Source organism: Klebsiella sp. CB_Kp196 (genome assembly GCF_040061575.1).
In the GTDB taxonomy this organism is placed as follows: domain Bacteria; phylum Pseudomonadota; class Gammaproteobacteria; order Enterobacterales; family Enterobacteriaceae; genus Klebsiella; species Klebsiella michiganensis.
Window position 1 is genome coordinate 49,572 of sequence record NZ_JBEAFH010000056.1, and the last position, 26,638, is coordinate 76,209.

25 protein-coding genes are annotated in these 26,638 nt (G+C 54.9%); 6 read left to right on the forward strand and 19 right to left on the reverse strand.

Translation table 11 applies throughout. The annotated features are described in order from the left end of the window. Positions 1-41 precede the first annotated feature (41 nt). The 6 genes from rhaS to rhaM all read left to right on the forward strand — a co-directional run bounded on the left by rhaS (position 42) and on the right by rhaM (position 6,263). Positions 42-1,028: a rhamnose ABC transporter substrate-binding protein gene (gene rhaS / locus ABLU87_RS20215; RefSeq protein WP_048263251.1), complete on the forward strand. Its 987-nt coding sequence runs from the start codon at positions 42-44 to the stop codon at positions 1,026-1,028. A 144-nt stretch (positions 1,029-1,172) separates the two neighbouring features. Beyond that, positions 1,173-2,684 carry a sugar ABC transporter ATP-binding protein gene (locus ABLU87_RS20220; RefSeq protein ID WP_014837038.1) on the forward strand — a complete coding sequence of 504 codons (1,512 nt, stop codon included), beginning with the start codon at positions 1,173-1,175 and terminating at the stop codon, positions 2,682-2,684. Continuing rightward, positions 2,684-3,688: an ABC transporter permease gene (locus tag ABLU87_RS20225; protein ID WP_025106559.1), complete on the forward strand. Its 1,005-nt coding sequence runs from the start codon at positions 2,684-2,686 to the stop codon at positions 3,686-3,688. Before ABLU87_RS20220 ends, ABLU87_RS20225 begins: the two co-directional genes overlap by 1 nt. Then, complete coding sequence (locus ABLU87_RS20230; protein WP_004855968.1) at positions 3,685-4,689, forward strand: ABC transporter permease; 1,005 nt, start codon at positions 3,685-3,687, stop codon at positions 4,687-4,689. Before ABLU87_RS20225 ends, ABLU87_RS20230 begins: the two co-directional genes overlap by 4 nt. A 114-nt stretch (positions 4,690-4,803) precedes the next feature. Next, entirely contained in the window at positions 4,804-5,952 is a 1,149-nt protein-coding gene (gene fucO, locus ABLU87_RS20235; RefSeq protein WP_025106558.1) for a lactaldehyde reductase, read from the forward strand. After that, positions 5,949-6,263, forward strand: a complete 315-nt coding sequence (gene rhaM / locus ABLU87_RS20240; RefSeq protein WP_014227413.1) for an L-rhamnose mutarotase — start codon at positions 5,949-5,951, stop codon at positions 6,261-6,263. Before fucO ends, rhaM begins: the two co-directional genes overlap by 4 nt. 47 nt (positions 6,264-6,310) lie before the next feature. Here rhaM and ABLU87_RS20245 read toward each other — a convergent pair whose 3' ends face one another. From ABLU87_RS20245 to ABLU87_RS20335, 19 genes are all read right to left on the reverse strand, one after another. Beyond that, positions 6,311-7,690 (reverse strand): carbohydrate porin, encoded by a 1,380-nt coding sequence (locus ABLU87_RS20245; RefSeq protein WP_187228657.1) that lies wholly within the window; start codon positions 7,688-7,690, stop codon positions 6,311-6,313. Positions 7,691-7,847: 157 nt separating this feature from the next. Continuing rightward, a complete protein-coding gene (locus tag ABLU87_RS20250; protein ID WP_032751737.1) occupies positions 7,848-9,209 on the reverse strand; it encodes a NosD domain-containing protein in 1,362 nt (453 codons plus the stop codon). A gap of 58 nt (positions 9,210-9,267) precedes the next feature. After that, positions 9,268-10,956 (reverse strand): glycoside hydrolase family 32 protein, encoded by a 1,689-nt coding sequence (locus ABLU87_RS20255; protein WP_122116879.1) that lies wholly within the window; start codon positions 10,954-10,956, stop codon positions 9,268-9,270. Continuing rightward, positions 10,940-12,361 (reverse strand): MFS transporter, encoded by a 1,422-nt coding sequence (locus tag ABLU87_RS20260; RefSeq protein WP_032751738.1) that lies wholly within the window; start codon positions 12,359-12,361, stop codon positions 10,940-10,942. Before ABLU87_RS20260 ends, ABLU87_RS20255 begins: the two co-directional genes overlap by 17 nt. Before the next feature lie 70 nt (positions 12,362-12,431). Continuing rightward, positions 12,432-13,442, reverse strand: a complete 1,011-nt coding sequence (locus tag ABLU87_RS20265; RefSeq protein WP_025106553.1) for a LacI family DNA-binding transcriptional regulator — start codon at positions 13,440-13,442, stop codon at positions 12,432-12,434. A 323-nt stretch (positions 13,443-13,765) separates the two neighbouring features. Then, positions 13,766-14,347: a helix-turn-helix transcriptional regulator gene (locus ABLU87_RS20270; RefSeq protein ID WP_032751739.1), complete on the reverse strand. Its 582-nt coding sequence runs from the start codon at positions 14,345-14,347 to the stop codon at positions 13,766-13,768. A gap of 31 nt (positions 14,348-14,378) precedes the next feature. Further along, on the reverse strand, positions 14,379-14,651 hold the full coding sequence (locus tag ABLU87_RS20275) for a YceK/YidQ family lipoprotein (protein WP_048263240.1): 273 nt from the start codon (positions 14,649-14,651) through the stop codon (positions 14,379-14,381). A gap of 13 nt (positions 14,652-14,664) precedes the next feature. Beyond that, positions 14,665-15,522: a small-conductance mechanosensitive channel MscS gene (gene mscS, locus ABLU87_RS20280; RefSeq protein WP_032751741.1), complete on the reverse strand. Its 858-nt coding sequence runs from the start codon at positions 15,520-15,522 to the stop codon at positions 14,665-14,667. 199 nt (positions 15,523-15,721) lie between these two features. Beyond that, positions 15,722-16,012 carry a hypothetical protein gene (locus ABLU87_RS20285; protein WP_025106549.1) on the reverse strand — a complete coding sequence of 97 codons (291 nt, stop codon included), beginning with the start codon at positions 16,010-16,012 and terminating at the stop codon, positions 15,722-15,724. Between the two features lie 170 nt (positions 16,013-16,182). After that, positions 16,183-17,907, reverse strand: coding sequence for an O-antigen ligase family protein (locus ABLU87_RS20290; RefSeq protein ID WP_227633935.1), 1,725 nt, complete (start codon positions 17,905-17,907; stop codon positions 16,183-16,185). Position 17,908: 1 nt separating this feature from the next. Beyond that, positions 17,909-18,604, reverse strand: coding sequence for a molecular chaperone (locus ABLU87_RS20295; protein ID WP_122116880.1), 696 nt, complete (start codon positions 18,602-18,604; stop codon positions 17,909-17,911). 7 nt (positions 18,605-18,611) lie between these two features. Beyond that, entirely contained in the window at positions 18,612-19,127 is a 516-nt protein-coding gene (locus ABLU87_RS20300; RefSeq protein WP_048263232.1) for a fimbrial protein, read from the reverse strand. After that, positions 19,127-19,669, reverse strand: coding sequence for a fimbrial protein (locus ABLU87_RS20305; RefSeq protein WP_033836671.1), 543 nt, complete (start codon positions 19,667-19,669; stop codon positions 19,127-19,129). Before ABLU87_RS20305 ends, ABLU87_RS20300 begins: the two co-directional genes overlap by 1 nt. 9 nt (positions 19,670-19,678) lie before the next feature. Next, positions 19,679-20,719 (reverse strand): fimbrial protein, encoded by a 1,041-nt coding sequence (locus tag ABLU87_RS20310; RefSeq protein ID WP_170912108.1) that lies wholly within the window; start codon positions 20,717-20,719, stop codon positions 19,679-19,681. Then, complete coding sequence (locus tag ABLU87_RS20315; RefSeq protein WP_122116881.1) at positions 20,719-23,349, reverse strand: fimbrial biogenesis usher protein; 2,631 nt, start codon at positions 23,347-23,349, stop codon at positions 20,719-20,721. The genes ABLU87_RS20310 and ABLU87_RS20315 overlap by 1 nt, the downstream gene beginning before the upstream one ends. Positions 23,350-23,368: 19 nt before the next feature. After that, the gene (locus ABLU87_RS20320) at positions 23,369-24,106 is read right to left on the reverse strand and encodes a fimbria/pilus periplasmic chaperone (protein ID WP_025106542.1); all 738 of its coding nucleotides are present in this window, start codon (positions 24,104-24,106) and stop codon (positions 23,369-23,371) included. 46 nt (positions 24,107-24,152) lie between these two features. After that, the gene (locus ABLU87_RS20325) at positions 24,153-24,710 is read right to left on the reverse strand and encodes a fimbrial protein (protein ID WP_014227395.1); all 558 of its coding nucleotides are present in this window, start codon (positions 24,708-24,710) and stop codon (positions 24,153-24,155) included. A gap of 71 nt (positions 24,711-24,781) precedes the next feature. Next, positions 24,782-25,342 carry a fimbrial protein gene (locus ABLU87_RS20330; protein WP_085521423.1) on the reverse strand — a complete coding sequence of 187 codons (561 nt, stop codon included), beginning with the start codon at positions 25,340-25,342 and terminating at the stop codon, positions 24,782-24,784. Between the two features lie 325 nt (positions 25,343-25,667). Beyond that, positions 25,668-26,363: a winged helix-turn-helix transcriptional regulator gene (locus ABLU87_RS20335; RefSeq protein WP_029946898.1), complete on the reverse strand. Its 696-nt coding sequence runs from the start codon at positions 26,361-26,363 to the stop codon at positions 25,668-25,670. Positions 26,364-26,638: the final 275 nt, after the last annotated feature.

The window sequence follows — 26,638 nt, forward strand, 5'->3', positions numbered from 1 at the left end:
ACCTGCAAACCCTACAAACTAACTCATGTGGAGTAAAAGCAATGAAAACAAACACAAGCTTGATCCTCACCGTTGCCATCCTGGCGTTGTCCGGTTCCGCTTTAGCCGAAGTCAAAATCGCCCTCGTGGCGAAATCATTGGGAAATGGATTCTTCGAAGCAGCGAACGTCGGCGCGCAGGAAGCGGCCAAAGAGTTAGGCGATGTCAAAGTGATCTATACCGGCCCGACCACCACCACCGCCGAAGCGCAGATCGAAGTGCTGAATGGTTTGATCGCCCAGGGGGTGGATGCGATCGCCATTTCCGCTAACGATCCCGACGCCGTGGTGCCGGTGCTGAAAAAAGCGATGCAGCGCGGCATTAAGGTGGTCTCCTGGGACTCCGGCGTCGCACCGGCGGGCCGCCAGATCCATCTTAACCCGTCCAATAACGCGCTGATTGGCGAAACCAACGTTAAGCTCGCCGCCGATGCGCTGAAGGCGCTGAACGTGGAAAAAGGCGATGTGGCGATTTTAAGCGCCACCCCAACCTCCACCAACCAGAACATCTGGATTGAGGAGATGAAAAAGGTGCTGCCGCAGTACCCGTCCGTCAATCTGGTGACCGTCGCCTACGGTGACGATCTGTCGGATAAAAGCTATCGCGAAGCGGTGGGCCTGCTGAAGTCATACCCTGACCTGAAAGTGATTGTTTCGCCTTCGTCGGTGGGGATCGTGGCCGCCGCGCAGGCGGTGAAAGATCAGGGCAGAATCGGCAAGGTCTACGTCACCGGGCTGGGGCTGCCGTCGGAAATGGCCGGGGCGATTAAGTCCGGCGCCAGTAAAAGCTTCGCCATCTGGAACCCGATTGACCTCGGCTACGCCGCCACGTATCTGGCCGACGATTTAGTCAAAGGCACGGCGACCAAAACCGAAGCCAATATGGGCAAGCTGGGCAAAGTGAAGCTGGACGCCGACGGTAGCGGCGCGATGGCCGAACCGTTCGTCTACGATGCGAGCAACATCGATAAGTTCTCGAAAATTTTCTAACCCTGTTTCCTCACTCCGGCCCTCTTCCAAAAAGAGAGGGAGAAAGTCAGGCCCTCTGCGCACTGCTGCCAGCGAGCACTGAACGGTTCCCTCGCCCCTTTGGGGAGAGGGTTAGGGTGAGGGGTGATTTTACGGAGAACTATCATGTCAGCATCCACCCCACTGCTGTCGCTGAAGGGCATCACCAAGGTTTTTCCCGGTGTGCGCGCCCTTGAAAACGTACAGCTCGATCTCTGGCCCGGCAAAGTGACCGCTTTAATCGGCGAAAACGGCGCGGGGAAATCGACGCTGGTCAAAGTGATGACCGGCATTTATCAGCCCGAAGAGGGCGAGATTCTCTATAAAGCGATCCCTATCCAACTGCCGAACCCGGAGTCGGCGCATAAGGTCGGGATCACCGCGATTCATCAGGAAACCGTGCTGTTCGACGAACTCTCGGTCACCGAAAATATCTTCGTCGGCCAGTATCTGCATCGCGGCCTGCTGAAGAAGCTCGACTGGCCCGCCATGCACCGCAAAGCCAGCGAAATTCTCACCCGCCTCGAGGTACAGATTGACCCGCGCGCGACGCTGAAAACCCTCAGTATCGCCCAGCGCCATATGGTCGCCATCGCCCGGGCGCTCTCCTTTGAAGCTCAGGTGGTGATCCTCGATGAGCCGACCGCCGCGCTCTCGCAGCATGAAATTCTGGAGTTCTATCAGATCGTTGAGCGCCTGAAGCAGGACGGCAAAGCGATCCTGTTTATTTCGCATAAGTTCGATGAGATTTTCGAGCTGGCGGACTACTACACCATTCTGCGCGACGGCGTGTACGTCAGCTCCGGTGCGATTAACGACATCACCGAAGAGCGGATGGTGGCGATGATGGTGGGCCGCGCGATTACCCAAACCTACCCGAAAGTCGATTGTATCCCAGGGGAAACGGTGCTGGAGGTGAAAGACCTCTGCCACCCCACCGAGTTCGCCCATATCAGCTTCAGCCTGCGCAAAGGGGAGATCCTTGGCTTTTACGGGCTGGTGGGCGCCGGGCGCACCGAGCTGATGCAGGCGCTCTCCGGAGTCTCGCATCCCTCTTCCGGCGATATCGTGCTGAAGGGAAAACCGATGCGCTTTCGCCAGCCGGCCGACGCGATCGGCGCCGGTATCGTCTGCGTGCCGGAAGAGCGGCAGAAGCAGGGAGCAATTATCGCCCTGCCGATCGCCCAGAACATCAGCCTGCCGCAGCTCAGCAAACTGAACCCCGGCGGCGTGCTTAACGACGCCCGCGAATGGCGGCTGGCGGACGAGTACGCCTCGCGCCTGCAGGTTAAGGCCTTTAGCTGGCGGCAGGCGGTGGAAACCCTTTCCGGCGGCAATCAGCAAAAAGTGGTGATCGGCAAATGGCTGGCGACCCATCCCGAGGTGATTATCCTCGACGAACCGACTAAAGGCATCGATATCGGCTCCAAAGCGGCGGTGCACCAGTTTATGTCCGAGCTGGTCAGCCAGGGGCTGGCGGTCATTATGGTCTCTTCGGAGCTGCCGGAAGTGATGGGCATGGCCGACCGGATTATCGTGATGCACGAAGGGCTGATGGTGGCCGAGTATCGCGCCGGTGAAGCGACGGCGGAAACCATCGTCAGCGCCGCCAGCGGCGCCGGTCGGGAGGCAGCGTAATGGGTAAACAACTGCTTAAACACCGCGAAGCGCTGCTGGCGGCGGTGATCGTTTTGCTGATCGGCGCTATCGGCAGCCGGGCGCCGTCGTTCGTCTCGCCGGGCAATCTGGTGGAGATGTTTAACGACACCGCCATTCTGATCGTCCTCGCCCTCGGCCAGATGATGGTACTGCTCACCAAAGGCATCGATCTGTCGATGGCCGCCAATCTGGCGCTGACCGGGATGATCGTCGCGCTGCTCAACGCCCACTATCCGGGTATCCCGGTGGCGGCGCTGCTGGCGCTGGCGACCCTGCTTGGCCTGCTGATGGGGATGATTAACGGCCTGCTGGTCTGGCGGCTCGGCATTCCGGCCATCGTGGTCACGCTGGGCACCATGAGTATTTATCGCGGGATTATCTTCCTGCTTTCCGACGGCGGCTGGGTTAACTCGCACCAGATGAGCGCCGATTTTCTCGGTTTGCCGCGCGCCTCGCTGCTGGGGCTGCCGCTGCTGAGTTGGTGCGCCATCGCCGCGCTGCTGCTGGTGGGCTATTTCCTCCGCTACAGCCGCACCGGCCGGGCCTTGTACACCGCGGGCGGCAACGCGACGGCGGCGTACTACACCGGGATTAACGCCGGGAAAATGCAGTTTGTCAGCTTCTGCCTCTCCGGCGCGCTGGCCGGGTTCTGCGGCTATCTGTGGATCTCGCGCTTCGCCGTCGCCTATGTCGATGTCGCCAACGGTTTTGAATTGCAGGTGGTCGCCGCCTGCGTCATCGGCGGCATCAGCACCATGGGCGGAACCGGTCGCGTGCTCGGCTGCCTGTGCGGCGCGCTGTTCCTCGGCGTTATCAATAACGCGCTGCCGGTGATTGGCATTTCGCCGTTCTGGCAAATGGCCATTTCCGGCGCGGTGATCGTCATTGCGGTGCTGCTTAACGAACGCGGTAATAAAGGTAGCGGACGATTAATCCTGCGCAACGCGGCGCTGGCGCGGCAGAAACAGGCGGTGAAATCATGAGCAAAATAATGATGTCTGAAGAGATGAAAAGCGCCCCGGCCGCGCCGTCGCCGCTGCGCCGCTTGCTGTGCTGGGAAGGGTTTCTGCTGGCGGTAACCCTGGCGGTATTCGTGGTTAACGCCCTGGCGTCACCCTACTTCCTTAATATCTGGAACCTGTCGGACGCCACGTTTAACTTTACCGAAAAAGCGATCATCGTGCTGCCGATGGCGATGCTGATTATCGCCAGAGAGATCGACCTTTCGGTAGCCTCGACGATGGCGCTGAGCTCAACGGCGATGGGCTTCTGCGCGGCGGCGGGTATGGATACGCCGCTGCTGGTGGCCGTCGGGCTGGGCGTGGGGCTGCTGTGCGGCCTGTTCAACGGTATCCTGGTGACGCGCTTTAACCTGTCGTCGATTGTGATCACCATCGGCACCATGAGCCTGTATCGCGGAATAACCTACATTCTGCTGGGCGACAAGGCGCTCAATCACTACCCGGACAGCTTCGCCTGGTTCGGCCAGGGCTACGTGTGGGGGGCGCTCTCTTTTGAGTTCGCGCTGTTTATCCTCCTCGCCGCCGCCTTTACCTTCCTGCTGCATAAAACCAACTTTGGTCGCCGGACCTACGCCATCGGCAATAACCCGACCGGAGCCTGGTTCTCCGGAATCAACGTCAAGCGCCACAATCTGGTGCTGTTCGCGCTGGTCGGGCTGATGGCCGGGCTGGCGGCGGTCCTGCTGACCTCGAGGCTCGGCAGCACCCGCCCGACGCTGGCGATGGGCTGGGAGCTGGCGGTCGTCACGATGGCGGTGCTCGGCGGCGTCAATATTCTCGGCGGCTCCGGCAGCATGGTGGGGGTGATTATCGCCGCCTTCCTGATGGGGCTGGTGACGTTTGGCCTGAGCCTGCTCAACGTGCCGGGGATCGTGATGTCGATCATCATCGGCGCGATGCTGATCGTGGTGATCTCGCTGCCGATTATTACCCGGCGGATGATGCAGCGAAGACGAATTTAATTTCCCCTTCACCCTAATCTGACCGGTACGTGTAGCCCGGGTAAGGCGCCAGCCGCGACCCGGGGCGGGTGAAGGGAAACGGATTACCCAAAATCAACATTAAGGAGAATTATCATGAGTTTTATGTTGGCACTGCCCAAAATCAGCCTCCACGGCGCGGGCGCAATCGGCGATATGGTCAAGCTGGTGGCGGGTAAACGCTGGGGCAAAGCGCTGATCGTCACCGACGGTCAGCTGGTGAAGCTGGGGCTGCTCGACAGCCTGTTTACCGCCCTGGATGAACAGCAGATGTCTTACCATCTGTTTGACGAGGTGTTCCCTAACCCAACGGAAGCGCTGGTGCAAAAAGGCTACGCGGCGTATCGCGAGGCCGGGTGTGATTACCTTATCGCCTTCGGCGGCGGCAGCCCGATTGATACCGCCAAAGCGATAAAAATCCTCACCGCCAACCCGGGGCCATCGACCGCCTACTCCGGCGTCGGCAAAGTGAAAAACGCCGGCGTGCCGCTGGTGGCCATCAACACGACCGCCGGTACCGCGGCGGAGATGACCAGCAACGCGGTTATTATCGACGCCGAGCGCCAGGTAAAAGAGGTGATTATCGACCCCAATATCATTCCCGATATCGCCGTCGATGACGCCAGCGTGATGCTGGATATCCCGCCATCCATTACCGCCGCCACCGGCATGGACGCGCTGACCCACGCCATTGAAGCCTTTGTTTCCGTGGGCGCGCATCCGCTGACCGATGCCAACGCCCTGGAAGCGATTCGCCTGATCAACCTGTGGCTGCCGCAAGCCGTCGACGATGGACACCACCTTGAAGCCCGCGAGCAGATGGCGTTTGGCCAGTATCTGGCGGGCATGGCGTTTAACAGCGCCGGTCTCGGCCTGGTGCACGCGCTGGCCCATCAGCCGGGCGCTACCCACAACCTGCCGCACGGCGTGTGCAACGCCATTCTGCTGCCGATCATCGAAAACTTTAACCGGCCGAACGCGGTTGCCCGCTTCGCGCGCGTGGCGCAGGCGATGGGCGTCGATACCCGCGGTATGAGCGATGAAGCGGCCAGCATGGAGGCCATCAACGCCATCCGCGCGCTGAGCAAACGCGTCGGCATTCCGCAAGGCTTCAGCCAGCTTGGCGTCAGCAAAGCCGATATTGAAGGGTGGCTGGATAAAGCGCTGGCCGACCCGTGCGCGCCGTGCAATCCGCGCACCGCCAGCCGCGATGAAGTCCGCGAACTCTATCTGGAGGCATTATGATCCGCAAAGCTTTCGTGATGCAGGTAAACCCGGACGCGCATGAAGAGTATCAGCGCCGTCATAACCCCATCTGGCCGGAGCTGGAAGCGGTGCTGAAAGCCCACGGCGCGCACCACTACGCGATTTATCTCGATAAAGAGCGCCATCTGCTGTTCGCCACGGTGGAGATTGAATCCGAAGCGCGCTGGGACGCCGTCGCCGGGACCGAGGTGTGCCAGCGCTGGTGGCAGCATATGCGCGATGTGATGCCTGCCAATCCGGACAACAGTCCGGTAAGCGCGGAGCTTAAAGAGGTGTTTTATCTGGAGTAAAACTATGGCTGCCCCGTTGTGCTGAGCGGGGCAGCCGTTTCAAGCGCTTAGAAGAAGTACTTAAAGCGCACCCGCGCGCCGTAGCGATCGTCATCATCCCCCTGGCTCAGCTTCTCGTCGCTGTCGAGAATGGAGTAATAGGCGCCGAGATAGATATTAAAGTTCTGCATATTCATCACGTTCGGAATTTGATACGACGCGTGGAAGGTATGAATATTGTAGGTGCCTTCATCCTTAATCCAGCAGTCGTTATCGCAAATCACCCCGGCATAATCGCTGATTTTGTTATGCGCGTAGATATATCCCAGCTCGAAGCGCCGCCACAGCGCGTTCACCCCGGCGGTCAAATCCTGTTCGTTACTGGCGTCCATATAAGCGGTGTTCAGATTCACCACCACCCCGTCCTCCGGGTCGCGCTTCAGGCCGTTCCAGGTCATAGTCAGGCCATAGCCGGTGCGCCCCGACTGATCGATAAAGTTGCCCTGGGCATCTTTATAGCCGTAGGCGTTCTGCACCACGTTCGCTTCCATGGCCGCGGCAACGGAAAATTCGTCTTTCGCCCATGACACCACCGGGCGCAAATAGGCGACGTTCTTTTTCTGCTCCATATCACGACCATGGTAGCCACCGTTGTCGTACAGCGACGTACCGTCTTCCAGCAGGGTGTTGAGCTCAAAATACCAGTTATCAAGCTGCTTGCTCAGCAGGAAGTTGCCGCCTGCGTCAGAGCGGCCGCGACCCTCTTTCATCATATAGATATAGCCATGGCCGTCGCTGTAGAGGTCGTTGGCGGTATTACCGGAGTGCTCGACGAAGGTGTCCTGATTCAGCGGGAACATATCGTACGCTTCAAAGCGCCCCACTTTCACCTTCCAGTCGTTCTCCTGACCAAAGAAGAATACCGCGTCGTCGAGGTTCATCGAGCCGGTCATATCCGCCAGCGGCTGGACAGAGAAACCGGCAAAATAGCCGTTATCCGTTTTGCGGATACCGTCGAAGCCGAGCAGGATACGGCCGTTTAAATCCCACTTATCGTAGGTGGGATCGCTGCCGACATCGGCGTTGGTCATCGCCAGCAGGCCGTGTTTGCTTTCCGCGTCCATGTTGAACTCCACGTCGCCGTAGATTTTCAGATCGCCATAGCCGGATAATTTCAGCTCCGGGACGCTAAGATTCTTTTTACTCTCCGCGGTTGCCGCCGCGCTGTTTACCGGCACACGGGTTTGCGCCGCCTGAATCGCGGCATTCTGCTTCGCCTGTAAATCCCGCACCTGGCCTTCCGCTACCGTCGCCCGGCTTTCCGCGGCGGCAAGCCGCGCTTCAAGCTGTTCCATTCGTTGTTCCAGCGTCAGTTGATTATTTTTCCCGACCGCCGATCCCGTTATTAAACACAAGCCTAGCGCTATTGATGATGTTGTTTTATTCATTTTTATTTTCCCAGAGGTAAAAGGTGGGATAAGGTGAATAAAAATATTCACCTTTTATATTTTGATTTTTATTTAGCAGAAGAATGAATGAAATAACGTGTAATCTGCCTCCTTAAATAACGTCATTCGCTATACGGATTAACAAACAGAGTGAATATTAATTTCCAGCAACCGGTGTCGCCCTGAAGGCATTACGCGCTCGGTCTATGACCACCTGTGCGTCACTGCCGCTATCAAGTATCGTGTTTTGCGCGGATTCTTTTTCTACCTGCACGGCGACCGCATCGAGTTCTTTTAACCTGGCCGTCGTCAGCAAAGCGCTGACCTGCGCCGCAAAGCAGGCATCCTCTTCGGAGGGCTGCGCCTGCGCCGCTGACGTCTCCGTGGTCGCCACGATATGGTTATTCGCAATATAATTCCCTTTGCCGGAAACAAGGCGAATGATGACCGGTTTTATTCCCTGCGGCTTGAGATACTGGACATCAATCGTTTCGGAAATATGATTAGCAATAACCGAATTATTACTGCCGTTTATATGCAGCAAGCCATAGGCATCATCCAGGCCGTTGTCATAGGCCTGCATCGGCGGCCAGGGTTCACGATCGCGCAAGAAATGGTTTGCCGAGATCAGATTCTCCGCACAGTTGTTCTCGAGAACGAGCATTCCCGGATAAAATGAATGGAATCGATTGCTGGTGATGCTAGAGCGGACCACGCCCGATAAGTGCACGCTGCTTGCGCCACGGGGGAAAATATTGTTGGTAGAAATCAATAACCCCCCGAAGTTTTGCGCGTAAATAGAATAGCCTTTATAGCCCGCGCCAATCAGGTTATCGGTTATTTTTGAAGCCTGCCCGGCGCCACGCAGCTCGATACAGTTACCGCATTCGGCGATAAAGTTATTATGGATCGCCATTGCATCGCTATTGTACGTGGTGAGGCCATGCTCCAGATAGATAAATCCCATCCCGGTAATGCGGAAAGCGTCCTGCGCGCTGGCGATATAAATGCCGGTTTTGCCGTTCGTATAGCTATTTTCCGGGTCGTTGTTTCCCAGCCCATCATCAACAAAGTGCAGACCATCGATACAGAAGTTTTCGAACGCCACCGAACTGATACGCGGCGCCCCGCTGCGTTTCACGTAAAATGCAGCACCAGCGTGTTCTTCATCGCCGGGCTGCGGGCAGAGATCGACCAGGATACGGCTCCCGCCCGGCCATATATCGTGCAAATTCGCCCACTCGTCCGCCGGCGTATTAAAGCGAATGCTCGAGGAGACAAAACCATGCCCGGAACCCATAATTTTTAAATAACTGATATCAATTAAGACCTGCGTCTTCAGATGATAATCGCCGGGCGGAATATAAATCGCGGCGCCCGGTTTACCCCCGTCGTTAATATCGGTTTCAGTTTGTCGCGATTTAATATCGGCGAGAATACTGTTAATGACTTCGCCAATATCCTCATACGGGTTGCCGACGTGCCACTGCGTAACATCATAATAATTTTTACGTACCATGAAAACCGCCTCTAATGATAATAAGAAATCGAACATCAACGCTTAAATTTGGCTTTGCTTATTCCTGCGAATACGTCGAGCGATATTGCGTAAGCTGTGCCGGCGCGCCGGAGAGCTGGATCCGGGTGAGCTGACTGCATGAGTAATAGCGTCGCGTACCGCATACGCTGCCCTGATTTGCGAAGACCTCAACAATCCCGGCATCAAAACACAGGGTGACGTCGCTGACGCCGGCCACCGGCGCGCGGTAACGCCCATCGTCCCGGCCTTTTTCATATAGCGTCAGATTTTTACCCTCCTGTTCGAGGATGATTTGCTGGCCGCTATCGCCCGTTAACGTCAAACGGAAAACACCGGCAGGCATAAAGGTTACAATGCCGGCTTTACAGCCTTTCTCATTAACCCAGATATCACCGTCATCCAGCGCATGGCGGCTGACGACCAATGATTCCGGCGGCAGCTCCGGCATCATGCATAGCCGCTGCTGCGCATTGAGATGAAAGCGACGCGGGAGCGACATTTCCCCCGAGTAAGCGGAATCCACCGGTTTCTGCGTCGCCCAGTTATATAACCAGGCAAAGCCGATTCTTCGGTCGTCCTCGCCCCAGGTTTGCAGGGCGTAGAAATCCGTACCGAAATCTAAAGTCTGTAGCGGCTGCTCGGACGGCGTGAAATAGCCGTTCCGGAAAGTACCGGTCTGGGCAAAAAGCAAATTATGCCGCCCGGTTGTCGGCTCCGTATAGCCAACGACGCCGATAATTAATACCCATACGCCATCCAGGCAGAAGAAATCCGGGCATTCGACGCAGCGACCGCCGTTTTCGCGAAAATAGCCGGGAGCGACATACAGCACATGATGGAACGTCCAGCGTTCACTATCCGCAGAGTGAAAGAGCAGCATCGCCGGATCGCCATTTACCGACGCGCCGAGGATCATATAAAAAGTGGCATCGGCCTCTTCGTACCACACTTTTGGATCGCGGAAATCGCAGTCCACGCCCGCAGGCAGGTCGGTTAAGACGGTTTTCACCCATTCCGGCTTATCGTAGTCGTCGTGCGCAACGGCCATTTTCTGCACTTCCCGGTAGCCGCGATACAGATCGTAAGCCGGGAGCCGTTCGGTATACCAGAAGCGGGTTTTTCCTTGTTTATCAATATACGCGCTGCCGGAAAACGCGCCGCCCGTCGCGCCCAGCGCCGAAAGATTCTGCTCTGGCTGGAGGAAAACCGGATAATGCCGCCAGTGATACAGATCGCGGCTCACCGCATGATTCCAGTGCATGGGGCCCCATTGGCTGGAGTGCGGATGATACTGGTAAAACAAATGCCACTCGCCGTTCTTGTAGTGCAGCCCGTTAGGGTCGTTCATCCAGCCGGTACGGGGCGAGAAATGCAATGCCGGACGCAGCGGCTCCCGCAGATACTCGTCAGCAATATCCTGACCGCTCATCAGGCGCAAATCCTGCCCGGCTGTCGCGATAAAGGTAACGCCGCGCGCGCGCAGTGAATCCGGATGCCAGGTGTAACAAAGCGATATCTCGCTATATTCCGGCAGCCACTCCAGGGTGGCAACGCCGTCCTGAAACGAGGTCCAGGTAAAATACTGGAAGTAGCGCGGCGCCTCCTGAATCTTAAATACAACCTGACCGTTCACGCGAATAGAAAACAGGGGTTGCGCCGCCGGTTCGGACGCTTTCAGCCACAAATCAATGCGCTGACCTTGTTTAATATTAAATGACAGGGACATCCTGAACCTCCTGTGGTTGACCGCGACCTTTTTCCAGCTCACGTTTTGCAAGATCCGTTTTGATTTTCTCAAGGAACGCGTTATTCAGCTTGAAGTAGCGCACCAGATACGCGCTGATGAAATAACTCACCATCGGCAGCAGTGAAAACATCATGATAATGCCTTGAATGGTCTGCGAATTTTGCTGCGGCTCATTCGCGACATAGCCGGTAAACGCCAGAATCCAGGCGACGATAGCGCCGGCGACCGCCAGCCCCATTTTGAGCATAAACAGGTTTCCCGCGAAGGAGATGCCGGTCAGGCGTTTACCAAATTTCCAGTCGCCGTAGTCATCGACATCGGACATCATTGCCCACAGAATGGGGCCAGACTGAATTAAATGCAGAACGTTAATAATGATGAATAGCGTCATCAGCGGGGTCAGGGATTGCGGATCAACAAACCACAGCGCAAATGAGAGAATGCCGAGAATAATATTAATAATGCGGAACAGCGCCAGCTTATCAAAGCGATCGGTCAGCGGTTTGGCAAGCACGCTGCCCAGCATATTACAGGCCACGCCCAGCGCCATAAAGAAGGTAATAAATCCGACCGACTCTTTCATGACGTAGGTAGCATAATAGATAGTGACGCCGCCGCGGATAAATGCCGGGAAAACGTTCAGGAAGGTAATAGTGATCATCAAGAGCCACTGATCGTTTTTGATAATATCCCGCAGGTCTTTCTTCAACGACTCGTTTTGCTTAACCGACACCACCCGCTCTTTAATGCTGGAAAAGCAGAACAGGAACATCAGCGTTGCCGCACCGCCCATAATGATCATGGTTAGCTGGAAACCTGAGGCGCGGTCGCCGTTACCCAGCCAGTCCGTTAACGGCAGAATAGAGGAGGAGATAATTAATGTTGCCAGGCCATTAAGGAAAAAGCGCCACGACAGGCAGCCCATGCGCTCTTTCTGATTGAGCGTAATGACGCCGCCGACCGAGCAATAGGGAATATTAATCGCGGTATAAATCAGCGACATGACCAGATAGGTAACCCAGGCATAGATAATCTTGCCGTTCATGCTCAGTTCTGGGGTCGTGAACATCAGTACCGCGCCCAGACCAAACGGAAACGCCATCCATAATATCCATGGACGGAATTTTCCCCAGCGCGTCACGGTGCGGTCGCAGATGGCCCCCATCAGCGGATCGCTAAAAGCGTCAAAGATGCGGATAACCAGGAATAATGTGCCCACCACCCCGGCGTTCAGGCCATATACATCGGTATAAAACCACGTCAGATAGAGGGCCAGTACGCTCCATATCATTCCTGAACCAGCGTCACCCATGCCGTAGCCGATCTTCTCCCTCAGCCCCAGCTTTTCATAAGCGCTTGGCTTTTCCATTGCGGTAGCAGACATAAATATACCTATTTTTTGTTAAAAGGAGCCCATGGCGCCAAATGTCGCGCCATTTCTAAACATAAATCCCTTACAGGGAAGTAATATTAATTTTTACGCTGCTCTCACGAATAATTAACCGCGAGACAATTTCGTGCATTTCAATACTGTCCGGCTGCTGTTGATGTTTCACCATCTGAAACGCGAGGTGAGCAATTTCATTTACCGGCTGTGCAACGCTGGTGATTTTTTTAGTTTGCGCCAGCAGGGTATTATCAAAGCTGGCAATTGCAATATCTTCAGGAACGGAGATGCCCTTTTCTTTTAGCCCATCGATAATATAGTTTGCCGCAATATCGTTATACACTAACAGACAGGTACAGGTTCGCGTCGGCTCGCTGAGTTTCTCGATAATGTCATCAAGAATACTAATATGGCCTGATATCTTTTCACCCTCGCCTTTGGCTATCCAGAACGAATTATCTCTAGCAAGCTTTAAACCGTGACTCGCTATTTTTTTGCTGTACGACGAGACCTTGCGGCTATCCACCCCTTCTTGGGCAACAAAGCCAAATGAAAGATGGCCCGTATGAATAAAATGTTCCGCAATACTTTCCGCCCCCCGATCCTGGTTAATCGATACGGAATTGAAGAACCGGGACACCTGGGTGACAACGGCGACCGGGATCCGGGTAATGCTTAACCATTCTGAAAGTTCGGCTTCTGCTTCTGTCGGCACCCATAGCAAGCTGTCAATGCCCATCCCCACTAAGGTCTGAATAATATGTTTATCCTGCTGCGGCTGGTTCTGATGCGTTTTAACGATCACCGATTTGCCGATATACCGGGCCTCTTCTTCCACCGTCGCCAACAGTTCGCAGAAGTGAGGATTCACCAGATTAGGCAAAACCACACCAATCAGCCCTGAACATTTCCCGCTAAGCTGAAACGAACTCTTGCTGGGGACATAGCAGAGATAATCCATCGCATCACGCACCGCCTGCCGCGTTTCCGGCACGACGCTGGGATGATTGTTAAGCACTCGCGACACGGTCGCCGTCGAGACCCCAGCTCTTTTCGCTACGTCTTTAATGGATGCCATGATGATTGAATACGCCCCCTAACACTGGCGCTCACTATAAATGGCGAGCGCGGTTGAAAATGTAAGCCAGTTCACATGTTGCTTTGTTACATGGAATCACGTTTAGCCTTCGCAAATTCATCACCCTATTAGGGGTTTTTATTAAAACCTGGCGAGAATATATTACGGACACCATCAACAGGAAAGCAGAATACAGGAAGGGAGAATAAGAGATTATGCTATTGCTGCGGGATGGCGTTGGCTGGCGCGATAAATACGCAGCATGCGGGGATCCGGGGATGGCCTATGAACGCCTGGCCACGGCAGCCTGTGGCGCGCGACCATTAGCGTTTAAATTGTAGAATTAAAGATGACATGCTGGGCGCGCCGAGTTTTTTCAGCGCTTTGATTTTATGCGTGCTCACGGTTTTAATCGTAATACCCAGTGATTTCCCTATGTGATGATACTGCTTTCCGCAGCACAGCATCCTGATAACTTGATACTCTTTATGGGTCAGCAGGGCCTCCCAGCGGGAGATATAATTATTACAATGGTAGCCCTTCAGTATCAGTGTAAAATATTGCCATATTTCATCTTCAGTTGAGGAAACATGATAGCGCGCATAGTGCGGCAAATCGGAAAGGCTGCTCCAGAATGAGCGAAAAACAAACACGGCGATGTCTCTGGCCTGCCTTTTTAGATAATCGCCAAAAACAAACGCATCGTAGATGTTTTCTCCTTCACCAAACGTTTCCATTAGCACGCCGGAGAGCGCAATGCTCTCCATTAGCGTTTTTAAGCTTTTCAGATCATGACAAAAGTGCAGCCGAATGGCGGTCAGTGACTTTTGTTCTTGCAGGCTACTTAGCCCCAGACAGAAATAGCGATTCGGGGACATTACGGCCACATCTAAAATAGAACTCATAATGAATTAACACCATTTTATAATATATTTTTTATTTTCCGGAGTGAATTGACCACGGGCCGTGAAAATAATCAATCGGCAGCATCAGCGTATCACCAATAAACGACAGCGGCGTATCCAGGGTCCATAATGTTCCCTGAAGATAATTATAATCATACTCGCTGTCACCGCGGATCACCGCGATATCCGTTTTAACCCCTGGATACCACGTTTCGCCCTCCGCCAAAGAGGTTCTTCCCATGACGCTGCCGCAGCCCGTCAGCAGGAAACAGACAGCCATACAACCCATCGCTTTCGCATTCATATCATCTCAGCCATCAGGATAACGTCGGTACCGTGCCGGCCACGCGAATATCCATCTGCGGATAAGGAATCGCAATATGATGTTCGTCCAGCGCCTCTTTAATATTCTCCAGCAGATCGTAATAGGTATCCCAGTAGTGGGTGTTTTTCACCCACACGCGCACGGTAAAATTAAGTGACGAGGCGCCAAGTTCGGCCAGACGAACGGTGGTATCACGCTGCCGATCGATGCGTTTGTCAGCATCGATGACCGCCAGAATAACGCGCTTCACTTCCGCAATTCGGCTATCGTAGCCGACGCTAATCATCAAATCGATACGCCGGAAGGGATGGCGCGAATAGTTAACGATACTGTCGGCGATAATTTTGCCGTTCGGGATCACCACGTCTTTATTATCCGCGGTGAGTAAGGTGGTGGAAAATATATGTACGGTTTCCACCACTCCGGTAATGGCGCCGATCTGCACCAGGTTTCCGGCCCGGAAAGGACGTAGCGTGACTAACAGTACGCCAGCGGCAAAGTTTGATAGCGATCCCTGCAGCGCAAGCCCCACCGCCAGCCCCGCCGCGCCGATGACCGCAATAATTGAGGACGTTTCTATACCTAAACGGCCAAGCGCGGCGATGGCCGCAAACGCCAGCGTGATATAGCGCACCAGGGCGGCAAAGAAATGGACAACCGTAATATCTACCCTGCGCCGCAGAAGTATTTTCTCGATACCTTTAGATAATAAGGTTGAGACAACCCGGCCGATAAAAAAGAGAATACAAGCGGCAATCACGTTCCAGCCATACTGAAGAATTGTATCACCATGCCCTTTTAACCATTCCAGCGAAGAAGAGATCTCCGGAAACAAAACCACCTTAGCCATATATATTATATCTTTTCTGCGTAAAATATATGAGGAATAGTATAGAGGAATATGTGGGGATTCAATCAACTCGCGGTAATAAAACGATCGTAGATTGTAAGAATAATAAAATTATGTAATTTCTTGCTAACATCTTAATTTTGAGATGAGATAAATATCTTCAACCCGATGAGCTGAAGATATTTAAATGTCATTAAACTTAATAGTAATTAATCGTTAACTGTTCCAGCTGCTTTTGTTTATCAAGAAATGTTTTTTGCACCACGGCATTACTGACATCCAGCGAAACGCTGCTGACGTGCGCCGCGGAATAATGAGAAACGGTCTTATCGCGATAACAGAATAATTCATTTTGGCCGGGCTTGTTCCAGCATCCCGACTCCACAACGGTGCCAATGAAGCGGACTTTTCCGGTATGGCCGGCGTAGCAGAAAGAAGAAGTGCAGGCGAGAAGTAAAGCCGCTGCGGCAGTGCATTTACGTGCGTCCATGGGGTAACACTCCTGTGTTGGGCATTTTTGAAATCAATTTCAAACCACAGGAGATAATTACACTGCTAATTATATTCGATCAATGCTTTTTGAGCCCCGACCCGCAATATACGTAAAAAGGCTCAGCTGCCTCTGCGACGCTGAGCCCGCGGTCATAACCGGCATCGGCACTACGATGAAAAACGCCGGTCCTCAGGATAGAGCCGCCGGGCCTCCTCGCGCAAAGCCCGGGCGTTTTTCTGTTGCCCAAGATACCGCTCGACGTTAATAAGATTGTTGTACATATCGGCGTCGTTCCACACCGCAATCCAGCGCCTGCCGATCTGGTTGAAAGCCTCCAGGTCCTCGACGTTAGCGCTCGACTGATAGCGAATGATATAGCTGAGCGCCCGATCTTTACGCAGCCTTTCGCTGCCGATGCCGATGTCATGCAGCCGCAGTACGCGGCTGGCAAAACGCTGCGGCGACTGCTGAAAAGCGGTCAGGTAGTGCCCCTGCCAGAAGGCGCAGCCGGTGAGCAGCGCGCCGTAGCAGGCCAGGATCATCAGCGCGCAGGGTACCGGCCGCGTGGAGGGCGCGGTGAATGCGGGCAGTGGCGCCTGTTCGCCGGACGGACAGCGATCGGCCAGGTTAACCAGGATAAGAACGAACAACCAGTGTACCGGCGATTGATACAGCGGATACTCCAGCTGCGTGTGCAGCAAAATGGGCATCAGGCAAGCCAGCAGCGCCAGCTGCCGTACGCCGGGGCGGCGCAGCAGTAGCCAGAATCCGCTAACGCCCAGCACCAGCAGCCCGAGCAGGGCGACCGCTCCGCCCTCGACCCACCAGAACAGCAGGTCATTATGCGGATAGGTTAACCCCGGGACCCGGCGGGACAACGGCGGGACGCTATCGGCCACGAAATGGGCAAAGGACCAGGCGTATCCCCCGTAGCCCCAGCCGACGATCGGATGCTGCAGTATCATGTTCCAGGTCTGCTGCAGAATAAAAACCCGCTCAAGATTCGAGCCGTCATGTTCATGCAGGGCGTTGAGTAACGAGACCGATAGCAGGGCAAGCCCCAGCAGCACGCCGGCCACCGGCGCCAGTACGACACGCCAGCGGGCCCCGCGCGCGGCGGAGCGGCGTAACGGCGAGAAGCAAAAAATGGTCACCATCATCAGCCAGCAGACCACGCCGCCCAGCCATCCGGTGCGGGATTTCAGCAGGGTCAGCGTGGCGTAGAGCAGCCCGAGCCCGAGCGCGCTTGCCCACTGACGATATCTCTCCCTCGCGACGCTGCGGCAGACAAAGCGGCCGTCGACCGTCAGCCACAGCAGCACCGCGGCGCCGGTGGCAATAAAGGAGCCGGTGACGTTGCGTTGCAGAAAAACGCCGATCGCGAACTGACCGGACTGGCGCTGTGCCGCCTGCGCTGGCAGCGGCAGCCACGCCGGATGGCCGATCCCCACCAGCGCATAAACCGCCTGAATCAGAGTGGCGGCGACGATCAGCCACAGTACGGTCTGCTGCTGACGCGGCGTGAGCCGACAGTTCAGCAGCAGATAATAAAACGCCACGCCCGCCCACAGGCCCGCCAGGCGCGGGAAGGCGTCCAGCCGCCAGTCGACGGAGGGGCTCCAGAGCAGGGGCAGCGTCAGCAGTAACGCCGCCAGCGCCATGCCGCGCAGGAACGGGCTGCTGCGCAGCCTCTGATGCCGCAAAAACCAGGCGCAGCCGACCATCGTGACCAGCAGCACGCCCCAGACCAGCAGCGGTTCCGGTAAATCGGCGCCGCTGCCGCCGGTGCTGGGCAGGACAATATGCATGACGCCAAGCAGGATCAGCGCCAGCATCATAAGGAGCCAGCGGGAGGCCGCCGTTTCCGGCGCTCCCCTGAGTTCTGCGTGCATCTTATTGCCCCTTCCTGGCCTGCGCATCGGGCGAAATACGCATGGCCGGCATGGCCCGACCATAGTCGTTAAGGGTCTGCCACTGCAGCGCGCAGCCGCCCTGCGCCGGACACCACGCCACCGAGCGGCTGGAAAGCGGCGCGACCATCCCGGCCCCGGCGATACTCTGGCCGTTGGACTGCATATTCAGCAGCGTGACGTAAAACGGCGTCGGATTCTGCACCGTTACCGTTTTACCCTGGCGCCGCCAGGTCAGCTGGCGATAAGCCTGCTGTGAATCCCCTTGTACGCCTTTCGGGCGATAGAACAGCTTCATGCGGCTGCGCACCGCAATCTGCAGGGTATTCTGCTGCTGACTGTCGGCCTGAGGGATATTGGCCACCGTGACCCAAAACAGACTTTCGCGGTCCGCCGGCAGCTGGCCGCTGGTGTACATCACGCGAATTTCATTTTCTTTGTGGCCGTTTAGCGCAAAGACCGGGGGCGTCGCCACAAAAGGCACCGCCGCGTGCGGGTCACCATCGGCGACGATTTTGCTCAGAATCAAGTAGCGCGAGGGCGATTGATTGATCACCCGGAACGATATCGATGGCTTACCCTCATTATAAATAAAGCGGGTTCCCCCGATGACCACGCCCGCCTGCGCCTGAAGGGATAAGGCGCTGAGCGCCAGCAGTACAGCGATTTTTCTCAACATGGACAGGCTACTGATAGGTCAGGCTAAAGGTGGTCGTGGCGTCAACGCTGCCGGCGGTAACCGGGCTGCTCGTCGCCACCATCTCACCATAAAAGGTGAGGTTCTGGCTGGTTTGCTGCGGGTCGAGCGTATACTGCCTGCTGGCGCTGTTCAGCGGCACCAGCGTACGCTGGCTGTCTAAGATCGCCACCCCGACGCCCGCGGCGCTGCCCGCCTGGCTGGTTAACGCCAGCAGGGCGCTGTTGGTCGTATCCGCCTCGCCGGTAAAGGTTAATGAGACCGCCGACGCCGCGCTGCCGCAGTTTTCCAGCCCGATGGTGAACGCTATCGGCTGGGAGGCGCTGCCGGCCGCGGTAAACTGTTTCGCCGCAATGTCGCCCAGGGTCACCTGCTGGTTCGCGGTATCGGTGGTCACGGTGCAGGTGTTTCCCTGGATCGTGCCGGTAATGTTTACGGTGCCGTCGTGGGCCAGCGCTGAGCAGGACAAGCCGGATAGCGATAACAGCAGGATCGTCTTTTTCATTATTGATAGCTCACATCAAAATAGAGTACCGAAGAGGCGTTGCCGGGCGTAACCGGCACCGCGGTAGCTTTATAGCGCAGGCGAAACGTCAGATCGTTATTACCCTGGGTAATCGGGTACCCGTTATCGGTACTGTTAATCGCAATCGCGTTCATACTGCTGTCCAGCAGCTCAATCGCCACGCCGCTGGCCATTCCGCCGCCGCCGGAGGTATCGGAGAGGGCTAACAGCGATGGGTCGGAGCCGTCCGACGTGCCGCTAAAGGCCACCGTCGACTGGCTGATCGCCGAGGTGCAGTTATTTAATTTGATATCAAACTGCTTCCACTCCGAGGTATCGCCGACGTTTTTAAATATCCCGGCGCTGAAATCGCCGATATGGATAGTCTGGTTCTGGCTGGCGGTGTCGATATCGCAGCTTTCCGCGACGATTGTACCGGTCATATCCAGCTCAACCTGGCCAGTATTAATATCATCGGCGATAGCGCTATGAACGCCCGCGAGCGCCAGCAACAGGGGAAAGAGTGTTTTTGCCGCTTTCATCTTTTTTCCTCAGGCGAAGTCAACGCGAATATAGGCCGTCGCCGAAAAGGTCCCCTCTGCCGGGGCGTTTCCGGTGGTGCTAATCGGCGCGGCGTGGAAAGTCACCGTCGCCTGCAGGTTGTCGTCCAGCTGGAACGGGATCAGACCGCTGTTCGGCTCAATCACCTTGCCGCTGCTATCGGTGATCTGCACCCCGACATCGCTGTTGCTGGTTTTAATCGCCGCCGGTTCATCCGCCGAAGCATCCGCCTGGAAGCGGACCGTCAAATTAGCATTAGCCTCTATGCCGTTACATTTAATCGGTACCGAAATCGTTTTTGGCGTGTAGCCGGCGGGCATCTGGCCCTTATTTTTAAATTCGCCCGACATAAAGGAGCCAAAATCGACGGTCACGATTTGCCCGGCGTTAACGGAGCAGGTTTGGGGCACCGATATTTGACCATCAATATAGGCTGAGGCTACGGGTGCACCTTTTATAAAATCACTGCCGACGGTGTACCATAAATCAAATATTTTTACATGGGGAAAACTCATCACCCCAACAAATTTCCGATCTATTCTGAACGTAACTCTAATATTATCACCGGTGTTGAAATCTGATCTAACCTCGTTACACGGCATTGCCCCACCTGCAGGTTTATAATGGTTATCCCACGGCAAAGGATAATATGTCCCATCAGACATATCTTTTATTTCAGACGCAACAGAAATATAGTCATTAACCTTATAAAAGGTTAAACCCCCGGAGTTTCCTGTTGAAACAAGATCCGTTGTTGTCCACTGATGTGTATAAAAGGTTGTACCTTCCTGGCAAGAACACTCAAGCGAGAATGTCCCACTACTGGTAGAAACTATGGCGGGTAAAACTTCTCCAGCTGTATTTTGCGTAGGATCGGGTACGACTTCACTGATATTAAAATCATAATTTTCTGCTGCATATCCATCAGGAACGTAGCATGAGCCCGAAGGATAAGTCGTAGCATATGCTGGAAGGCTAATTATTTTTATCAAGGCCATTAGCGCGATTGAGAGTGTGATAATACGTTTCATTACTGACACCTTTCACTTAATTTATTCACCGGCTGCTGCTTCGCGCTCTCCGGAAGTTGATATTTCACCACGCAGTGCTGTCCGGCGCTCTCGCCCCACTGCACTTCCAGCATGCCGTTCAGCGGCAGCCCGGCGAGGTAGGCCTGACCGTCGTCGCCGACGATGGTGCTGTTGCCCGCCTTCTGGCTGACCGTGGCGCCGAACGGCACCGGCTTGCCGTTATGCATCAGGGTCATCAGCGCGCGCACCCCGACGTGGGCGTTAAATTCGGCGCGCACCAGCGCCCCCTGGGTCGGCACCACGTTGGTGACCGCGTCTTCAATATCGACGTTCTGTCCCATGGAGTTGGTATTCAGCGCCACGCGGTTCTGGCGATAGGTGGTGGCGTACGGGATCACCGCGTAGCCGCGCCAGTCGGTTTTCACCCCGGTGGCGTTTTCCAGCTCGACCCCGGCCGCCCCCGGCGCTTTCACCAGAATGTTGGTGTCGCCGAGCGGCTGGCTAAGGGTAACGCCGTTGCGGTGAACCACCACGCCGCCGCTGACCCCGTAGTTCACCTGGTGATAGCCGTCGCTGTAGTTGTAGCCGGCCTGCAGGTTACCGTAGGTGCCCTGATAGCTCATGTTGGCGTTGCCGCTGTTGCTGGTGCCGTGGTTGCCGTCGCTCTCCTGCACGTTATAGCTCAGGTTGTTATCCGCCAGCAGCGTACCGTTGATGCCGGTGGTCCCGGTGGTCTTACCGTGCTGATCGGTGGTGGTGCCAAAGCTCATATTGGTGGTGTTGGCCGAACGGTAGATATCCGCGCTATGGTTGCTGGAGAGCCACTGGCCAATCGGCAGCGAAATATTAAAGGCGTAGATCTGGTCCGCCTCATCTTCCCCCGGCGACTTGTCATAGTTCCACGTCAGGCTATAGGAGATGCCGTTCCAGCTGCCGTTATAACCCACCTGCAACATGCGATCTTTCTCATCGGTGTGCCAGTAGGTCTGTTCGGAGCCGGTGACAAAAATCGAGCCGATTTTGCCGACCTGCTGCGAAATATTAAGCTGCGCTTTGCCTTTTTTGGTGTAGTAGAGATCGTAGTAATCGGTCCACACCGGCTTATCCTGCTTACCGTCGTGATCCTCATCTTTCCACTCATTGTCGCCGGTATAGCCGCTCATGCTTTTATACGTCGTCTCGTCGAGGGTGTAGAACCCCTCCGTCGAGTAGCGGTAGCCCAGCAGCTGGAAGTTGGTGCCGAGATTGTTCAGCGCCTTGGCGTAGAGGAAGCGCACCGACTGGCCGTCGTGCTGGCTACCGTCGGCGAGGGTGCTGTTGGCCTGGGTGATATCGGCGGAGATCGCGCCGAAATCCCCCATGTTCAGCCCGGCGCCAAGCGCGAAGGCGTGGTAGTCGTTGCTGACCTGCGAACCGCCGTACAGCGTGAAGCCATGCGGCAAGCCGTAGATTGCCGTTCCCTGGGCAAAATTGACCTCATCCTGATCATCGTTGGTGCTGCGGTATTTACCGGCGGTCAGGGCGTATTTAAGCCGCCCTTCGCGCTGCAGCAGCGGCACCGCGGAGTACGGCACGGTAAAGGTATTTTCGCTACCGTCGCTCTCTTTTACCGTCACCTGCAGGTCGCCGCTCGACGAGGTCGGGTAGAGATCGTTGATGGCAAAGGCGCCCGGCGAGACGTAGGTCTGGTAGATAACGTAGCCGTTCTGCTTGATGGTGACCCTGGCGTTGCTCTTCGCGATACCGCGGACCGTCGGCGCAAAGCCCTTCAGGCTGTCCGGCAGCATGTTGTCGTCGGAGGCAATCTGGACGCCGCGAAAGCCGAGGCTGTCGAAAACGTCCGACGGGGTATAGCTTTCCCCGAGCGTAAGCTCCGCCTTCAGCGGCGCAATCGTACGCTCGACGTAGGTGCTGATATGCTCCCACTTGTTCTCCGTTTCACCCTCGCCGCTGGTGTAGTTCCAGGTGGAGTAGTCGCGCAGGCGCCAGGCGCCGAGGTTCAGGCCGCTTTGCAGGTTGAGATAGTAGCTGTCCTCTTTGCTATCACCGCCGCTGTTGCCGCCGGTGAAGTCATAGTTCAGCAGCAGCGCGTTGATCCCCTGGTCCCACTCTTCCGGGGGGATATACCCGCGCGCGCTCTGCTTCAGCGCCGCCTGCGGCACGCTGATGTTCAGTTGCTGATGCTCAAAGTCGAACTCGGTGGAGGATTCCGGTATAGCGGCAAAGGGCACGCACTGCTCCGGCGCCAGCTTCGCCAGGTCCGGGAAGGCTTTGGTATTGACCCCCATCTGTTCCAGGCGCGCGGTGGTAAAGCACGGCGCCAGCCCGGTATCATCCTGGCCGCCTTTTGCCGCTTTAAAGTTCACGTCTTCGGTGGAGACCAGCTGCTTATTCAGATAAATATCAACGTGATATTTACCCGGAGCCTGGCTATCGCCCTTTTCAAAATGCGAAAGATCGGCCACCGCGTTAGGGTCGTCCGATAAGAATGCGGGGTTAAAATAGTTATCCGCCAGCGCGGATAACGGTAATGCCGATAAGGTTGCCGGCAAAATAATACGGTATACCCGACGCCGGGCAAATAGAACCTGCATCACCGCGAGGGTGATATATTTTATTTTTAACGTCATTATTTTGCCGACCTGTTTATTATTCTATTATGGCTTTCTGTTCGGGCGAGTTTGCCCCGTAATCATTAATGGTCTGGAAGGTGATATTTCCCTGCGCGTTCGCCGGCAGTTTTAAATCCGCCTGCGACATCGGCGCCACCATTGTCGTCGGTAACGTTGCGGTACCGGCGTGAATCTGTACCAGCGTCATATAATAGGGCGTGGGGTTTTTCACCGTCAGGGTATTACCGCTTTCGTGGAAGCGCAGCTTCGCCGGCGCATCAATCGAGGCCATCGGCAGGTTTTTCGGGCGAACAAAGAGTTTAATCCGGCTCAGCACCGCGATCTGCAGGGTATTTTTCCCTTTGGTGTCTTTTGCCGCCGAGGGAATCGCTTTAACGTTCACCCAATAGAGGCTTTCGCGATCCGCCGGCAGATTATTCGGCCCGACGTACATAATGCGCAGCGTATTTTCTTTCTGCGGCTTCATCACAAACAGCGGCGGGGTGATGACAAAATCGCTGCTTTTACTTTCGCTGGCGTTTTCCACCCATGACTGAATTAAAAAGGTGGCCTTCGGATCGGTATTATTCACCGCCAGTGAGACCTGATTATTGCCCTGCGGATAGATGACGCGGGTGGAACCTAATGATACCCCGCCGTTCGCCGCGGCGTGCGCCTGGGTTTCGGTTTGCGCCTGCGCTGCGGGCGCGGCCAGACCGGCACCGGCTAACGCCAGCGCAACCAGAGACAGGCGGGAAAAAGAAATAACGGACATAAAGTGCCTTTCACAATAAAGATTTGCCGCGGACGGCATCAGGAAATTACAAATAGGTTAACGTGAACCAGGTTTGTGCGTTTGCATCCCCTGCCACGACGGTTCTCGAGGTCGCGCGATATTTGGCGACAAAATTGAGTACGGTCGTATTGTCCTGAATAGCGGTAAAATTCATCGGCTGCGTGTTCGGGATAATTTGATTTCCCTGATTATCAAAAATGCCTAACCCGACGCCCTGCGCGCTCTGCGCACCGTCGGTCACCGCCAGTACCCCCGGATCTTTGCCATCCGTCAGGCCGCGAAAGGCCACGCTGACTTGCTGGCTTACTGTGGTATCGCAATCCTTCAGCGTAATGGTAAACGCCTGCGGATCTGTCCAGCTTCCCAGCCCATGAAATTCATTGGAGCGCACCTGCCCCATCTCAACGGTTAAATCCTCGCTACCGGCATCCACCGCGCAGGCGGCATTGACCACGGCGCCCTGAAACTCAACGTCGCCGCCCTTTACCGTTACCACGTGGTGGTTGCCCGCCTGTGCCAGAGCGGGAAACAAAAACGCCCCCGCGAGGGAAAACGCCTTCAGCCGTTGTGTAGTGAAATTCATATCTACTCCTTTCAATGACACAGCCGCCGTCCCTGGCACAGGATCCCTAAATGAAAATGACTGACGCGACCTTACTGGTAAGTCACGTTGAACGTAGCGGTGGTGTCCACGCTACCGGCAGTCGCGGTATCCGCAGTCTGGTAGTAGTCAGCGGAGAAGTTCAGGGTGTTGTCGCCGTCGATCAGCGTAACTGCCTGAGACGCGGTACCCAGATCCAGCGCAGAGCCGTCTTTGTCATAAATCTGGATGCCGACGCCTGCCGCGCTACCCGCGCCAGAGGTGTTGTCCAGCACGCCAGCTTCGCCCGCCGCCGCGTTGCCGTCGAAGGTCACAGATGCCTGAGAAGCGACGGTGGTATCGCAGTCAGCCAGCTTGATGCTGAACGGGGTTTTCTGGTTAGCAACGGAGTCTTTACCGGTGAGGGCAGCCAGACGAACCTGACCCATGTTCACAATCTGGTTGCTGGTGTCTGCGGTTACTGCACAGGCTGCATCGACAACAGAGCCTTTAAACTCAACGGTGCCGCCCTGAACGGTGGAAGAAGACCCGCTGGTCGCTGCCATCGCAGAAGAAATACCGCCAGCCATAACCATTGCCAGAACGACGCTTTTTACCATAAATGCTTTTTTCATTTTTAATCCATACACATTAAATTGATTTTGTATTCCCTCATTAATTACCGTTTACTTTTTTATGGCCGAAGCAATTACCAGGGAACGTTCCCCGCGGCGATAAAAAAGACGGTTTAAATATAAGAAGACACTCCGTGTTGTCCTGGGAATAATTCTTACAGAGAATTTTATTAATCTAAATCAATTTTTTCGTCCAAAACTGGACATTCGAAAATGATGCAAGTCAATAATGATAATTACGTATAAAAATCATGATGTTAATAATTCAAAGAGCTGGTGCGTCTAAAAAACAGGCGTTGTTGTTAGCATTCTGTTATGAACTTATTTAAAAATCGATAGGAATTCGTTTATTAATTCCCTTCAGCACGCCTCGATGGACGCTGATATACTCCCCCTTGCGCAGTTCAGACAGGACGTACAGTATTCCGCTGCGGGAAAGATTGGTGCGCCGCTGGATAAAATTGAGCACGTTAATCTGCTCGCGATATTCCTCAGGATAGGAGCCGAGTTCCAGGATCAACGTCCGGATCATGATGAATGATTCCACGCCAATAAACTCCTTCTCGCGGATGGCCATGACCAATAAGCGATGGGCCAGAATCCGGGCGATATCATGCCAGAGATTTTGCTCGTCCATAATCTCCACAAACTTAGCAAGCGGAACCAATTGACCAGAGCAAGATGTTTCCGCAGAGAAAAAGTGCTTCGGCCTGGCCTCTACGTCGTAAAAGGTACTATATCCATCAATCAGCCCCAGTACCGAGGGGGAAAATAGCGTGGTTATCGCCATATTATTTTCACTATGGCAAACCACGCCGGTCCCCTCAAGCAGGAGTAATATATTCGCGTTATTTTCAGTATCGCAAAATTCAAATCGCTCGTCAGGCTGCAGCTCAAACGGCGTGCTAACCGGCAGCAGCGCCTGCATAATACGCTGGATCGCCAACAAAGGCCGGGTATTACGGCCAAACGCAAAGGAGCGTAAGGCACCACGGTCAAAATCTTCATCAATAATAAACATTTTTATCTCATTTTTGGCCTGCGACATTACTCAATTAAAATACTAGCACCAAATTTAAAGGAAATAAAAAAAATTAAAACACCTTTTAAGTTCAATAGGTTAAACTCATTATTCTATTTTTAAGTTGCCGCTTCCCTGGTGATATATCAACAAAAGCATTTCTCTTTTTTTGCATGCAAAAAATACGCTCACCGGGCAGAAACCCATTCCTTTCGCCATCCATAAGCTATAAATTTATTCACATAAAAACCACATAAAAATGCTATAAAAAATCA